At 39.0% G+C, this 13,771-nt stretch carries 16 protein-coding genes and 1 rRNA gene; 8 read left to right on the plus strand and 9 right to left on the minus strand.

Annotated features, from left to right (window positions below; all coding sequences use genetic code 11):
* The first annotated feature begins 22 nt into the window (after nt 1-22).
* Nucleotides 23-1,243 (plus strand): aromatic amino acid transporter, encoded by a 1,221-nt coding sequence (locus BKG94_RS04185; protein WP_077434503.1) that lies wholly within the window; start codon nt 23-25, stop codon nt 1,241-1,243.
* Nucleotides 1,244-1,329: 86 nt separating this feature from the next.
* Here the strand turns inward: BKG94_RS04185 and BKG94_RS04190 are convergent, their stop codons facing one another.
* Complete coding sequence (locus BKG94_RS04190) at nt 1,330-1,722, minus strand: MerR family transcriptional regulator (RefSeq protein ID WP_077434505.1); 393 nt, start codon at nt 1,720-1,722, stop codon at nt 1,330-1,332.
* Nucleotides 1,723-1,769: 47 nt separating this feature from the next.
* Complete coding sequence (locus tag BKG94_RS04195; RefSeq protein ID WP_077434507.1) at nt 1,770-2,426, minus strand: cation diffusion facilitator family transporter; 657 nt, start codon at nt 2,424-2,426, stop codon at nt 1,770-1,772.
* A 256-nt stretch (nt 2,427-2,682) separates the two neighbouring features.
* On the opposite strand from BKG94_RS04195, the gene BKG94_RS04200 reads away from it, so the two are divergent.
* Nucleotides 2,683-3,063: a YgiW/YdeI family stress tolerance OB fold protein gene (locus tag BKG94_RS04200; RefSeq protein ID WP_077434509.1), complete on the plus strand. Its 381-nt coding sequence runs from the start codon at nt 2,683-2,685 to the stop codon at nt 3,061-3,063.
* Nucleotides 3,064-3,130: 67 nt separating this feature from the next.
* Nucleotides 3,131-3,682 carry a hypothetical protein gene (locus BKG94_RS04205; RefSeq protein WP_077434511.1) on the plus strand — a complete coding sequence of 184 codons (552 nt, stop codon included), beginning with the start codon at nt 3,131-3,133 and terminating at the stop codon, nt 3,680-3,682.
* An 87-nt stretch (nt 3,683-3,769) separates the two neighbouring features.
* On the opposite strand, the gene BKG94_RS04210 is transcribed toward BKG94_RS04205, so the two are convergent.
* Nucleotides 3,770-4,171: a helix-turn-helix domain-containing protein gene (locus BKG94_RS04210; RefSeq protein WP_077434513.1), complete on the minus strand. Its 402-nt coding sequence runs from the start codon at nt 4,169-4,171 to the stop codon at nt 3,770-3,772.
* Between the two features lie 130 nt (nt 4,172-4,301).
* Here BKG94_RS04210 and BKG94_RS04215 point away from each other — a divergent pair, with 130 nt between their 5' ends.
* The 3 genes from BKG94_RS04215 to BKG94_RS04225 are packed head-to-tail and all read left to right on the plus strand — an operon-like array spanning nt 4,302 to nt 5,409.
* Nucleotides 4,302-4,664 (plus strand): DUF805 domain-containing protein, encoded by a 363-nt coding sequence (locus tag BKG94_RS04215; RefSeq protein ID WP_077434515.1) that lies wholly within the window; start codon nt 4,302-4,304, stop codon nt 4,662-4,664.
* 4 nt (nt 4,665-4,668) lie between these two features.
* A complete protein-coding gene (locus BKG94_RS04220) occupies nt 4,669-5,001 on the plus strand; it encodes a hypothetical protein (RefSeq protein ID WP_077434517.1) in 333 nt (110 codons plus the stop codon).
* A 3-nt stretch (nt 5,002-5,004) separates the two neighbouring features.
* On the plus strand, nt 5,005-5,409 hold the full coding sequence (locus BKG94_RS04225) for a hypothetical protein (RefSeq protein ID WP_143538898.1): 405 nt from the start codon (nt 5,005-5,007) through the stop codon (nt 5,407-5,409).
* Nucleotides 5,410-5,501: 92 nt separating this feature from the next.
* Here BKG94_RS04225 and ligA read toward each other — a convergent pair whose 3' ends face one another.
* Complete coding sequence (gene ligA, locus BKG94_RS04230) at nt 5,502-7,508, minus strand: NAD-dependent DNA ligase LigA (protein ID WP_077434521.1); 2,007 nt, start codon at nt 7,506-7,508, stop codon at nt 5,502-5,504.
* A gap of 102 nt (nt 7,509-7,610) precedes the next feature.
* Nucleotides 7,611-8,561, minus strand: coding sequence for a cell division protein ZipA (gene zipA, locus BKG94_RS04235; protein ID WP_077434523.1), 951 nt, complete (start codon nt 8,559-8,561; stop codon nt 7,611-7,613).
* A gap of 146 nt (nt 8,562-8,707) precedes the next feature.
* On the opposite strand from zipA, the gene cysZ reads away from it, so the two are divergent.
* Both cysZ and cysK read left to right on the plus strand, forming a co-directional pair.
* Nucleotides 8,708-9,556, plus strand: a complete 849-nt coding sequence (gene cysZ / locus BKG94_RS04240) for a sulfate transporter CysZ (protein WP_077434525.1) — start codon at nt 8,708-8,710, stop codon at nt 9,554-9,556.
* Between the two features lie 102 nt (nt 9,557-9,658).
* Complete coding sequence (gene cysK / locus BKG94_RS04245; protein WP_077434527.1) at nt 9,659-10,606, plus strand: cysteine synthase A; 948 nt, start codon at nt 9,659-9,661, stop codon at nt 10,604-10,606.
* A 135-nt stretch (nt 10,607-10,741) separates the two neighbouring features.
* Here cysK and hemN read toward each other — a convergent pair whose 3' ends face one another.
* The 4 genes from hemN to rrf all read right to left on the minus strand — a co-directional run bounded on the left by hemN (nt 10,742) and on the right by rrf (nt 13,615).
* Nucleotides 10,742-12,109, minus strand: a complete 1,368-nt coding sequence (gene hemN, locus BKG94_RS04250; protein ID WP_077434529.1) for an oxygen-independent coproporphyrinogen III oxidase — start codon at nt 12,107-12,109, stop codon at nt 10,742-10,744.
* Nucleotides 12,109-12,555 carry a DUF2489 domain-containing protein gene (locus tag BKG94_RS04255; protein ID WP_077434531.1) on the minus strand — a complete coding sequence of 149 codons (447 nt, stop codon included), beginning with the start codon at nt 12,553-12,555 and terminating at the stop codon, nt 12,109-12,111. The genes hemN and BKG94_RS04255 overlap by 1 nt, the downstream gene beginning before the upstream one ends.
* Before the next feature lie 3 nt (nt 12,556-12,558).
* A complete protein-coding gene (gene yihI / locus BKG94_RS04260) occupies nt 12,559-13,116 on the minus strand; it encodes a Der GTPase-activating protein YihI (protein ID WP_077434533.1) in 558 nt (185 codons plus the stop codon).
* 383 nt (nt 13,117-13,499) lie between these two features.
* Nucleotides 13,500-13,615 (minus strand): 5S ribosomal RNA (rrf, locus tag BKG94_RS04265).
* Between the last annotated feature and the right edge of the window lie 156 nt (nt 13,616-13,771).

The following is a 13,771-nucleotide window of genomic DNA, read 5'->3' on the forward strand; positions in this document are numbered from 1 at the left end:
ATAGAAATATAAGGTCAGTGTTATGCTAAAAAATAAAACTTTCGGAAGTGCTTTAATTATCGCCGGAACAACCATTGGCGCAGGAATGCTTGCCATGCCGTTGACATCGGCAGGAATGGGCTTCGGTTATACGGTGTTATTACTTATCGGGCTTTGGACCCTACTTGTTTATAGCGGATTGCTATTTGTCGAAGTTTACCAAACCGCAGATCAACTTAATGATGGCGTCGCAACATTGGCAGAAAAATATTTTGGCGTACCGGGACGTATTCTCGCGACCCTAAGTTTATTGATTTTGCTTTATGCCCTTTCGGCAGCCTATATTACCGGCGGAGGTTCTTTACTTTCGGGCTTACCTACCGCATTTGGTATGGAAGCCATGTCTCTAAAAACGGCGATCGTTCTTTTCACCGTCGTACTGGGTTCTTTTGTCGTGATCGGCACAAAAGGGGTTGATGGCATCACACGACTATTATTCATCGGTAAATTACTCGCTTTCGCTTTTGTGTTATTTATGATGTTACCCAAAGTGGCAACAGATAATCTTATGGCGCTCCCTCTCAATTATGCCTTTGTAATTTCTGCGGCACCGATTTTTTTCACCTCTTTCGGTTTCCATGTCATTATGGCAAGTGTGAACAGCTATTTAGACGGCAACGTTCGCCAATTCCGCAAAGCAATTCTTGTCGGAACGGCTATTCCTCTCTTTGCCTATTTAATATGGCAACTCGCTACCCACGGTGTATTGAGCCAAAGTGAATTTGTTCGTATCTTACAAGCAGATCCTACATTAAACGGTTTAGTCAATGCAGTGCGTGAAATCACCGGCTCAAATATGATGGGCGAAATCGTGCGTATTTTTTCCGCACTTGCACTTATCACCTCTTTTCTTGGTGTCATGCTTGGTGTTTTTGAAGGCTTGGGCGATTTATTCAAACGTTATCATTTGCCACACAATCGTCTGTCACTCACCGTTACCGCATTTACCCCGCCATTGGTATTTGCATTATTTTACCCTGAGGGCTTTATATCCGCCTTAAGTTATGCCGGTTTATTGTGTGCTTTTTACTGTTTGATTCTACCTATCGGTTTAGCGTGGCGAACCCGTCAAACCCACCCAAATCTTCCTTATCGGGTGATGGGGGGAAATGTTGCATTAGCCGTTGCATTAGTCATAGGTATCGTAATTATGGTAATTCCGTTTTTAATTCAAACAGGCTATTTACCGGCAGTTGCAGGATAAAGTGCGGTCTATTTTTCATCGATTTTTATTGTTAAAAAAGGAAACCCCAAATAATTCGGTTTCCTTTTTACTTTATAAAACATTCGTCAAAAATCGAGCTTGCCTTCCAAGCCTGCCATAGCCTTACACTCCGATTCGCTATGCGCTTCCTCTGTTGCAATAGATTGTAAAAACACCTTAATTTCCAATAACTGATTAATCTTTTCTTCCACTTGCGCAAGTTGTTTTAACACAATTTGATCGGCTTGATAATGATCGGCTAAACCGAATTTCAGGCGATTCAACCCACGGATGTCCTCAAGAGAAAAACCTAAAGTACGACATTTTTTAATGAAATTTAATAATACTACGCTCTCCTCATCATAATGACGATAACCATTTGCTGCCCGTTTGGGTTCGGGCAAAATACCTTGTTTTTCGTAATAACGAATCGTTTCAAAGTTGACGCCGGTACGAAGGCTTAATTCATTAACTTTCATTACATTCCTCAACTTACCTTTGATACAGTTTTAGCGAAGAACATTATTTAATGATCGTGACTTTCCACTGCAAAATTTTCAGAATTATCACGCAACGCTTTGAATGCCTGCCATACTACGAACATACCACTACGTAATACCAATAAGCTCAAGATGACACTCGCCACCACATCAACCCATTGCCAATCTAGGAAATATGCGCTTAACCCTGCCACAATCGCCACCACCGAACCGAATAAATCAGCCAGTACATGCAAATAAGCCGCCCGAACATTTAAATTATCCTGATCACTTTTGAGCATTATCCACGCCACTAAAATATTCACCAAAAGCCCCACGACCGCTACGCTTAACATTGGCAATGCAATCATCTCTGTCGGCGATTGCCAACGCTCTACGGCTTCCAACAGAATCCAAATTGCCACGCCAACCAACGAAGTGCCATTTAATAAGGCAAACCATTTTTGCCATTTTACGCTTAAAAAAAGCGCAATTAACGCTAACATCAGCGATAAACTATCATTCGCCATATGCCCCGCATCTGCCATTAAGGCAAGACTGTTAAAAAAATAACCGCCTAAAAATTCCACCACCATATAACTTGTGATAATCAGCAAACTAATACTTAGAATTTTTTTATCTTTCGGAGTATGAGAATGTTGATGTTCACTGTGTGGATCTTTTTTTACAAAAGTATTTTCCATGATAAACCCTTTTTCATTGTTTATGATAACGCAAGTGTAAAGTCCGTAGTGAGTACCAGGTCAAGAAATTTTTATAAAAACATAAAACATTCACAAAATTAACCGCTCTTTAATGAATTCGCGTAATTTTTCATTTTCAAAAATTTTTACTTCCCTTAACCTTTGCTTAAGATTTCTTTGTTTTAATACTCACATCGAAAGGCAAGCAAGCATTCGATACTCAATTTTATAATTATTGTATTTAGGAGAACAAACTATGAAAAAATTACTTACCGTTACCACTATCGCATTATCTTCAATCGCCATTTACGGCACTGCCTTAGCGCAAGGATTTAACAACGGCGCATCACAGATGCAAGGTTTCGTTGATGAAAATGCGATTGTTAAAACCGTTTCCGATGCACTAAAAGCCAACGATGACACGCCCGTTCGTTTAGAAGGGAAAATTGTAAAACAATTGGGTAAAAAAGACTTTATTTTTAAGGACAACAGCGGTCAAGAAATTCAAATTGAAATCGATAAAAAAGCATGGAACGGCGTCACCGTAAATCCTCAAGATCAGATCCAAATCATCGGTAAAGTGGATAAAGAATGGAACAACACGGAAATCGATGTAAAACAAGTGATTAAAAAATAATGATAAAACCAACCGCACTTTACAAAGTGCGGTTAATAATAAAGCTATTTTTACACAAGGAGAAAAAATGGAAAATTTATCAAACATGAGCGATTTAATGCAACGAATTGATCAACTTAAACTCGCAGCAACCGCAGAACAAGAGGAATTGGCGAAATCTTTAAAAGAACAAATCACGCAAGGCGAACAAATTCAGGCTACATTACAACAAAGCAGCCAACAGTTGTCGGTACAAATGGAATATGGCACATCGGTATTAGCAGATTTAGAGCATGATTTAGCCCTTGATTTCAGCCAAGAAATAGCCGAATTTGAACAGGCTTATCAAAACGAAAATGCCGATAAACAGGCATTAATGCAAAATTTAGAAAAATCCGTACAAGAAAAAATAACCTTCCGATTAAATGAACTAAAAGCGAAAACCGACATTGCATCACAAGAGTTAGAGGCTGTCAGCCGACACATTCAACAATTATTTGGTGCGGAAAAAGCAACAAAACCCGGCTTATTGGCAAAATTTAAACGCCATATTTACCAACGTTTCGGTAAACAAATCACCGCCTCAAAAGAATGTTTGGCAAAACAACTTGAGCGTGGCGCAATCAAATTACGGGCGTAGTTTTACCGATTGCCATAAAATGTAGAAGAGCAAACTATATTCCGATAAATCACAGTAAAAAAATCTACCTTCATAGAAGGTGGATTTTCATTTTTTTAGGGATTCAATCAGTTGATTTAGAAGAGCGAGTTCACGTTTTTGGCTTTCGATAATATCTTCTTTGTGAGCCAATAATTCGTCTTTATGAAAAATAATTTGTTGTAGACGTTGGACTTCGTCACTACCATTTCCAAGAGAAATAAAAGAATTAGTCAGATTGTTATCCGTATTGTTGATATATATTTTTCCCTCTTCCCCATACGCCAATAATTCACAAATATCCATATCGAATACTTCGGCAATTTGCTCAATACGAGGTAAATTAGAAATGGTCTCACCTCGTTCAATTTTGGCATAACCCTTGGTTGTCATGCTTAATTTTTGAGCCATTTCTTCTTGTGTCCATTGACGATCTTCTCTGAGTAGTTTGATTTTTTCATTTACTTTCATATTGCACCACAACTATTGGGGTAAAGGATCTTAACTGGGGAGGTAAAGGATAAATTCTGTGGATTGTAGCATTTTTTAAAGCCCTTTAAAATAAACCCACTTTTTAACCAACCTTTTATGGAGATTTTATATGAATTGGTATCTTTCGGTACTAAAAAATTATGCAACCTTTAGTGGTCGGGCAAGACGTAAAGAATATTGGATGTTTTGTTTATTCAGTTTCATTATTTCTATCGCCTTGTCAATTCTTGATGGTATTTTCGGTTTAATTAATTATGAAACCGGTTTAGGTGTTCTAAGCGGATTATATACCCTCGCAGTATTTATTCCGGCTCTTGCAGTTTCAGTTAGACGTTTACATGATACCAATAGAAGCGGTTGGTGGTTATTAATTAATTTTATTCCATTAGTTGGCTTCATTATTTTCCTCGTCTTTATGTGCCTTGATAGTAAAACGGGCGATAACAAATACGGCGCTTACCCTAAAGGATAATATCATGAAAAAATTAACATTTTTGGTTTCTACTGTTATAGCGACTTTTTTATTATCCGGCTGCTTAACACAAGATCTTCCTAAATGTGATGAGAAGGATGTTAAATCCCTTCTAACTCAAATTATCAATGAGTCTCTTGAAGAGAACGGCGAGGAAGCGAAGTTTATTTCCAGTAAGAATATTATTGAAAAAGGTCTTAATAAAGAAAGTAAAATTAGAGTATGCTCCGCTGATATAATGTATTCTGACGCAACGGAAGAAACTCTTATCTACAATATAAGATGGCAGAATGAGAAGAAAAGTATTTATGAGGTAGGTATCGTTGATAGCGAATAGTGAGTGGCTAAAATGAAGAAAATATTACTCCTTATATTGTGTTTATTTTCTATTTATTCGCACGCAGAATCTAGTATTTCAGGCTATCTGAATAACCTCCCTAGAAAATGTCACCCCAAACATATTATAAGGGAAATTCCTTTTGTAGAACCAAATTGGCTTGAATTGGAGTTCAGACAACAGTTTACTGAAAGTTACATAAACAACTATTCTCATTACATGCCTTTGGAAGTCATTGATGTAAAAAATGTTGAAACTGTTAAAAGAGGAGATAATCAATTAGTTTGTCGAGCATCTTTAATAACAGACAAAGGTGCACGACCTTATACGATTACATTCAGTGAAAATTCTGTTGGGCAAATTATTGTCAGTCATAATATATATTCTGATTTCAATAAGCTGAAATAAAAAATCACCGTACTTTGCCATCAGTACAAAGTGCGGTGATTTTTTGAGGCTTTTTTAAGTAAAATTTAAAGTTAAATTTTCTCGATTAAGCACTAAATCTGTGCCAAAAATTCTTCTTCTGTCATTATTGATACCCCTAATTCCTGCGCTTTGGTAAGTTTCGATCCTGCCGAGTCGCCGGCGATAACGAAATCCGTTTTAGCAGAAACCGATCCGCTGACTTTTGCGCCCATTTCTTGTAATAATGCTTTCGCTTCGTTGCGTCCCATTTGGGTGAGGGTGCCGGTGAGGACGATGGTTTTGCCTTTGAATGGATTGTCTTGCACTTCTTTGATTTCCACCGTTTCCCAATGTACTCCCTGTTCAAGGAGAGCTTTCACTACTTCGACATTATGGGGTTCACGCCAGAATGCCAAAATACGGTTAGCCACCACTTCCCCCACATCCGGTACTTGTTGGAGTTGTTCAAAATCGGCATTCTGTAAGGCGTCAAGGGTTTTAAAATGATTGGCTAAATTTAATGCTGTGGCTTCGCCCACCTCACGAATCCCCAAAGCAAAAATAAAACGGGCGAGAGTGGTATGTTTGGCTTTTTCGAGGCTGTTTAAAGCATTTTCCGCCGATTTTTTGCCCATGCGCTCTAGACGGGTTAGCGTGGTAAGATCAAGTTTGAATAAATCCGCCGGAGTATGAACCAGCTCACGATCGACAAGCTGCTCAATCAATTTTCCGCCTACGCCGTCAATATCCATAGCTTTGCGTGAAACAAAATGTTTTAAGGCTTCCTTGCGTTGTGCTTCACAGAATAACCCGCCGGTACAACGAGCCACGGCTTCACCTTCAATACGAATAATCTGTGAATCACACACCGGGCAATTTGTCGGGAAAATAATCGGTTTGGCATTTTCAGGACGGCGTTCACGCAAAACACCAATAATTTGTGGAATCACATCGCCGGCACGGCGAACAATCACCGTATCGCCAATGGCAATATCTAAACGGGCAATTTCATCACCATTGTGTAAGGTGGCGTTACTCACCGTTACCCCTGCGACAAATACCGGTTCAAGTTTTGCCACCGGTGTAATGGCTCCTGTGCGTCCCACCTGGAATTCCACATCATTTAATACCGTTAATTCTTCTTGTGCCGGAAATTTATAGGCGATCGCCCAACGAGGTGCTTTGGAAATAAAACCCAGTTCATTTTGCAGGGCAATATCATTAATTTTTAACACGGTGCCGTCAATATCATAACCAAGCTTACTACGTTTATTTTGCATAGCCTGATAAAACGCCAACACTTCTTCAGCATCATGGCAAAGACGGATTTCCGGATTGACCGGAATACCGATAGATTTTAGCCATTGTAAACGTTCATAATGGGTAGAGGGTAAATCCACGCCTTCTGCAATGCCGACACTATAAGCATTCAATACAAGCGGACGCTTACTGGTGATTTTCGGATCAAGTTGGCGCAACGATCCCGCGGCGGCATTGCGCGGATTGGCAAAGGTTTTCTCGCCGTGTTCGAGGGCATATTCATTCAAACGCTCAAACCCTTCATGGGGCATAAATACCTCACCCCGCACTTCCAATCGTGCTGGCGGATTGTCAGTCAGTAACTGCAAAGGGATATTACGAACGGTGCGAATATTTAATGTAATATCCTCACCCGTTGTGCCATCGCCACGGGTTGCCGCTTGGGTTAGTACGCCATTCACATATAAAATGCTCACCGCAAGTCCATCGAGTTTGGGTTCTGCACAAAATGTCAAAGGTGACGATGACTTTCCTAACCTATCTTCAATACGCTTTACAAAGGCATAGAATTCCTCATCGGAAAAGGCATTATCCAAAGAACGCATGGGAATTTCATGACGGATTTGACGAAAAGCAGAAAGCGGTTTAGCGCCGACACGTTGAGTAGGAGAATCCGCCGTCACTAATTCAGGATTATCCAATTCTAAGGCTTTGAGTTGATGAAAAAGGCGATCATATTCGCTATCCGGCACGCTTGGATTATCCAAAACGTGATATTCATATTCGTATTGACGCAAGGTTTTGCGTAGGTTGTTAATCTGGGTTTGAATGTCAATCATAAAATTCTCGGTGAAAAATAACCGCACTTTTTAATCTGTTGCATAATAAAGGCGAACTCAATGTTCGCCCGAATGAAAAGTGCGGTGAAAAATTAATCTGTTTTATACACGCGCAAGGTAACGTTGCTCTTGGTAATCATCAAAGATTTGTTCATCTTCGGTGAGTACTGTTCCGCCTAAATCGTCTGCGAGGGTTTTAGCCGCACGGATCATTAATTTGAGATTGGCGAGATCGCTACCCGGAGAAGGCAATTTCATAAATAGCACTACACCAATGGTGGTAAATTCCGTGTTATATGGGTTAAAACCACCATCGTCCTGTAAATTCGCTACGCTAAATAACGTTGGACTTGCCACACTTAAATCAAAATGGCGGTGATACATATTGTGTTCACCAAAGATAAATCCCAAGTTTTCGAGGAATTGTATTAATCTTAAACCATTAAATTCACGATACTGTGGCGAAACAACATAAAGTTGAATATAACCGGAAGTTTGTTTCTCCGTATTTTTTTCCTGTACTCGTGCTTCATTAAAATGCACGGTGGATTTTACCTCATCCAATTCCCCTAATGACATTTGCGAAAGTTGTTCCCGCAACTCAGGCGAAGAAGAATTAATCCCTTCAAATTCACCGGCTTGCATCTCCAGTTGTTCAAGTGTCATATTAGCAGGATTGGGCTTAGACGCTGCCGGATTCATATCATATTCCACTCGAATGGGTTCGCGTATCGGTTCTGCATTTGGAATAGAAATTTTAATATCATCAACCGTACGCTCAGTTTCACGGTAATCCACCGGTGAGGTTGATTGATGTTGTTCAAAGGATTGTTGTACCTTTTGAGAAACCACAGACGAAGTCGTATCTTGAATCACCGATTCAGATAATGTTTGTTGTTCCCGACCATACTGTTCTTGAGTAAAAGTGCGGTTAAATGTTGCCGAGTTTTTAAAATATTTTGATTTCTCACGGTGATTTGACCATAATCCGTGTGCAACCAGGGCAACAAGTGCCAGCACCCCTAAAATAATCAAAATTGTATTCAGATCCATTTTTGCTCCTTACAGGCAATAAAACTGACTAATGCTACCATATTTTAAAGGGTGAAAAAACAGAACTCATAGGGAATTTAACGGTAAAAACACTGTCAGAATCAAGCGCTCTTCTTGAGCTTATGGATACATCAAAAGGAAAAACAATGATTAATCAACAAGAAATCAAATCGGGATTCCATTATTTTGTGATGGGATGGCATTTTATTACACAAAAAGGGCTACGCCGTTTCGTCATAATGCCTATTTTACTCAATATCCTTTTACTGACCGGTTTACTTTGGTTACTGGTTTCACAAATTAGTTCAATGATCGATTGGATGATGACTTTCGTACCGGATTGGCTTGGTTTTCTCAGCGTGATTTTGCTTGTGTTTTCTATCGGTATGATTTTGTTATTATTTTATTTTATGTTTACCACACTGTCCGGTTTTATTGCCGCCCCGTTTAATGGGTTACTGGCAGAGAAATTGGAAAAAATGCTGACGGGAGAAGCGATTAATGATGATAACTGGCTAGATGTAATGAAAGATGTACCACGTATGCTACGCCGAGAGTGGCAAAAATTGTGGTATAGCCTGCCTAAAATTATCGGCTTATTCTTGCTCAGTTTTATCCCTCTTGTGGGGCAAACCATCGTGCCGGTTTTAACTTTTTTATTCACAGCGTGGATGATGGCAATTCAATATTGCGACTATCCTTTCGACAATCATAAAATCTCTTTTAATGTCATGAAAAATGCCTTAGGCGAGCAACGCTCACAAAGCCTCACTTTCGGTGGATTGGTGACTTGTTGTACCTTTTTACCTATCGTGAATTTAGTGATTATTCCCGTTGCTGTATGTGGTGCGACAGTGATGTGGGTAGAAAACTATCGTGATCGTTTACGCTTTGATATGAATTTTAATTATCGCCGTGATAATCCTTCCAGAGAAATGGCGACCCGCAGTAATAGCACCGACATTCGCACAAATAATAATCAAATTGTGAAATAGCATTTAGTTATAAAATAGATCAAATAACTATTTTTTTAATCTCATCATAGGTGCTATAACTGCGTTATTAATAATGTTAAGTCATCTTCATAGGGGATAAATATGACAATTTATGCAGATAATTCTTATACGATTGGTAACACGCCACTTGTACGTTTAAAACACTTCGGTAATGGTAACATCGTGGCAAAAATTGAAGGAAGAAATCCAAGTTTTAGCGTGAAATGCCGTATTGGCGCCAATATGGTATGGCAAGCGGAAAAGGACGGAATCCTAACCAAAGACAAAGAAATTGTGGATGCGACCAGTGGTAATACCGGTATTGCGTTGGCTTATGTGGCGGCTGCCCGTGGCTATAAAATCACTCTTACCATGCCGGAAACCATGAGTTTAGAGCGTAAACGTTTATTGCGTGGTTTGGGCGTGAACCTTGTGCTCACAGAAGGGGCAAAAGGGATGAAAGGCGCAATAGCAAAAGCAGAAGAAATTGTTGCCTCTAATCCGAATCGTTATGTGATGTTAAAACAGTTTGAAAACCCGGCGAACCCACAAATCCACCGAGAAACAACCGGTGTGGAAATTTGGAAAGATACGGACGGGAAAGTTGATGTGGTGGTTGCAGGGGCCGGTACAGGGGGAACAATCACCGGTGTTTCCCGTGCTATCAAACTGGATTTTGGTAAGGCGATTACCTCTGTGGTCGTTGAGCCAAGCGAATCGCCTGTTATCACTCAAACCTTAGCGGGTGAAGAAGTCAAACCGGGCCCACACAAAATTCAAGGTATCGGTGCCGGATTTGTACCGAAAAATTTAGATTTATCCCTCATTGATCGTGTGGAAACCGTTGATAGCGATACCGCCATCGCCACGGCACGCCGTTTAATGGCTGAAGAGGGGATCTTAGCGGGAATTTCTTCCGGTGCTGCTGTTGCCGCCACTGACCGTATTGCAAAATTACCGGAATTCAAGGATAAACTTATCGTAGTGATTCTTCCATCTGCTTCAGAACGCTATCTCAGCACTGCATTGTTTGAAGGTATTGAAGCTTAATACAAGTCTCATCAATCACCAAAGTGCGGCTAAAAATAGCCGCATTTTTTATGGAAGATAAAACACACATTAGGCTATTGCCACCCTACAATTTTATAGAAAGAAAAATGCCACCGAAACTGGTGGCATGTAGCGTTAAATAATCCTTGAAAATTGTTGGCGTTTTGCAGCTGCACGAGAATAAGTATCAAAGCACAAACAAATATTCCGAATAAGCAAACGTCCTTTAGGCGAAACCTTTAGCCCTTGCTCGGTTAGACTGATTAATTCATCTTCAATCAAAGGTTGGAGCAATACTAAATCTTCAGCAAAATGCTCTCTAAACTGGAGATTATATTGTCTCTCTATTGGTTCAAAGTCTAATTTAAAATTACAAATTAACTGCTTGATAATATCCCGACGTAAGCAATCTTCTTCCGTTAATGCCAGCCCTTTATGTAATGCATTGCCACTATCTTCAACTAAAGCATAATAGGTTTTAAGATCTTTTTCATTTTGTGCATAAGTATCCCCTAACAAACTAATAGAAGAAACACCCAATCCGAGAAGATCACATTCCTCTTGTGTTGTGTAACCTTGGAAATTACGATGCAAAACGCCTTTTTCTTGTGCAATAGCCAATTCATCGTAAGGCTTTGCAAAGTGGTCCATACCTATAAATTTATAACCCGCTTCCCCTAAGGTCTCGATTGTTTTCTGCAAAATGGTAAGTTTAGTTTCCGGCTTAGGCAATTGCTCTTCTTTAATTTTTGCTTGTCCCGGTACACGACTCGGCAAATGCGCATAGTTAAAAATACTTAAACGATCAGGATTTAACTCAATCACCTTTTGCAAAGTAAACATAAAACTATCTACATTTTGTAACGGTAAACCATAAATTAAATCAAGATTTGTTGATTGAAATCCTAACTCGCGTGCACGTTTCAATAAAGCTGCAATAAAGTGTTCATCCTGTTCACGATTAACCGCTTTTTGCACCTCTTTATTAAAATCCTGTACACCCATGCTCATTCGATTAAAACCAATCGCTCGTAAATGATCAAGCATTGAAAGTTCAATTCTACGAGGATCTATCTCAATAGAAATTTCCGCATTATCCTCAATCTTAAAATGCGTTTTTAACATTTTCATTAAACGTTCTGATTGTTCTTCACTTAAATAAGTAGGCGTGCCGCCCCCCCAGTGAATTTGTGTCACAACTCGATGTTTAAACAATTGAGCACGAGAAATTATTTCTTTTTCAAGATAATCAAGATAAATATCCGCTTTATGTTGATGACGGGTAATCACTTTATTACAAGCACAGAAATAACAAAGCTGATGGCAAAAAGGAATATGCACATAAAGAGAAAGAGGACGATTCGGATATCGCTCAGCTGCTTTGAGGAAATCTTGGTTAGTATATTTCTCATGAAATTCTAATGCCGTCGGATAAGAGGTATAGCGAGGGCCTGATTGATTATATTTCTGTATAAGTTCCTTATCCCAAATTATCTCTGACATTAAATATCTCCTAATTTTTTTATATCATCAAGTAATTTACCTAACTCTTCCACAATAGCTTGCTCAAACTTCGCCTCAGCGCTTTCCCGTTCAACATCAAGACGCATTCTTTCTTGTTTTCCTAGCTTTTTTCGAGCTTCATGGGTTGGCATATCTCTGACAATGTCATAAAGCTGCAGCATTGCCGGGTAAGGTTGCAAATTTTTGCCAAATGGCATCAATAACATTGTAAGGCGAATTACACCTTCAGAATGGTTGCATTCTTTACTTTTCATCGCTCTTGCAATAATTTCGATACTTTCCTTTAACCGAGTTGTTCTGTGCATTTTAGCCTGTAAAAAAGCTTGTTTTTGCTGTTTCACTTGCTTCAATAAACGTAGTGCATACCAAGACAATACGGCAATAATAAGAGCGCCAAATAAACCTAAAATAACTATCCAAATCATCTTTTATCTAAATTGCTCAATATTAATTTTCTCAAAAGTGCGGTATAAATCATCGTCGTTTTCTTCTTCGTCTTCAATACCGAGTTCTTCCATTAATTCTGCAATACGATCCAAACATTCATCAACAAATTGTTGATCTGCTTTACTGATAGTTTTACCTTCCTCCAACATATCCAACAATTCATTAAGAATCTCATTATTTTCCAGACTCTCCAACTCTTTCATTGGATCTGGTTTCTTCACAGATTCTAATACAGGAATAATTTGACCTTTTTCCGGTTTATTCACAAATTCCACAATTAAAGGAATTTTTTTCTTACTCCCAATTTTTGGATCTTTAATTTCTTGTTGAAGTTTATTTGATTTATTTTCCACTGCACTATGACGTGATCCGGAGGCTAAACCTTTATGTTTACGCTTTTTCTTATCCTCACGGGCTTTCGCATCAAGCTCATAGCGGGTCATTTTTTTACCTGAACGTTTTGGCATCTCCGGCTTTTTATCTGCTTTGCGGGTTGGCATAACATCAGTAATTCGGCGTGTTTTTTTCTTACGAGCCATTAGGGATTTATCCTTCTAATAAAATTTGGTGGATTGTACCACTTGAGTAAGTTTTTCTCATTAATAAATGATAACTTATTCCTATTCTTTTAATATTCAATTTTTCCTATTAAAAATCCTTATTTAGCAATGCTGAAGTGATCGATAAATAAAACTAAGAAAAGCTATCAACAAGCTGAATTCAGTGATTAAAAGTGCGGTCTCTTTTTGTGGAGTTTTTTTATGATTTAAATAATAGTCGATATCGTTGGTTAGGATTAGTTTCTAGGCTTTGTAGATTATAACCAAAAACAAAATCCCCCGAACCTTTCGGCTCAGGGGAGGATTCTATATCATAAATATAAAAAATCCCAAAGCCTATCAACTTCGGGATTAAAATAAAAACCTGGCGGTGCCCTACTCTCACATGGGGAAGCCCCACACTACCATCGGCATTACAGCGTTTCACTTCTGAGTTCGGAATGGATTCAGGTGGGTCCACTGCACTCTCGCCGCCAAGATAATTCTTTGATAACTTTTCAACTCTCTATCTATTCTCTTTATTCTCTGTCTATTCGACAGCTTCGTTCTTCTCTCTTTATCTCTTCTCGAGTTTATCGGTCACAAGCTGAGAACATTGATTTGTTGATTTGTTTAATTTATTTCACTCTGTCGA

This window comes from Rodentibacter ratti (genome assembly GCF_002000485.1).
In the GTDB taxonomy this organism is placed as follows: domain Bacteria; phylum Pseudomonadota; class Gammaproteobacteria; order Enterobacterales; family Pasteurellaceae; genus Rodentibacter; species Rodentibacter ratti.